General features: G+C 49.2%; 1 rRNA gene. It reads left to right on the top strand.

From position 1 onward, the window contains the following. Positions 1–238: 238 nt before the first annotated feature. Positions 239–649, top strand: a 23S ribosomal RNA gene (locus tag AAIR21_RS27765); the annotation flags it as partial.

Raw genomic sequence — 649 nt, 5'->3', positions numbered from 1 at the left:
AGGGGAACCTGCGGTTGGATCACCTCCTTACCTTAAAGAACCTGCCTTTGTAGTGTCCACACAGATTGTCTGATGAATGATAAATTTCAAAATGTACTGCGAAGTGCATTGCGAAGTTTTGCTCTTTAAAAATCTGGATCAAGCTGAAAATTGAAACGACACACAGTTAATGTGTGTTCGAGTCTCTCAAATTTTCGCAAACCGGTGATGAATCGAAAGAAACATCTTCGGGTTGTGAGGTTAAGCGACTAAGCGTACACGGTGGATGCCCTGGCAGTCAGAGGCGATGAAGGACGTGCTAATCTGCGAAAAGCGCCGGCGAGGTGATATGAACCTTTGACCCGGCGATGTCCGAATGGGGAAACCCAGTGTGTTCCGACACACTATCGTTAACTGAATACATAGGTTAACGAGGCGAACCGGGGGAACTGAAACATCTAAGTACCCCGAGGAAAAGAAATCAACCGAGATTCCCCCAGTAGCGGCGAGCGAACGGGGAGCAGCCCAGAGTCTGAATCAGCTTGTGTGTTAGTGGAAGCGTCTGGAAAGTCGCACGGTACAGGGTGAAAGTCCCGTACACGAAAGCACACAGGTTGTGAACTCGAAGAGTAGGGCGGGACACGTGGTATCCTGTCTGAATATGGGGGGA

The sequence above is a fragment of the Enterobacter sp. PTB genome, from assembly GCF_051130085.1.
GTDB lineage: Bacteria > Pseudomonadota > Gammaproteobacteria > Enterobacterales > Enterobacteriaceae > Enterobacter > Enterobacter ludwigii.
The sequence above is the reverse complement of the archived record's forward strand: the minus strand, read 5'-3'. Positions and strand labels throughout refer to the sequence as shown.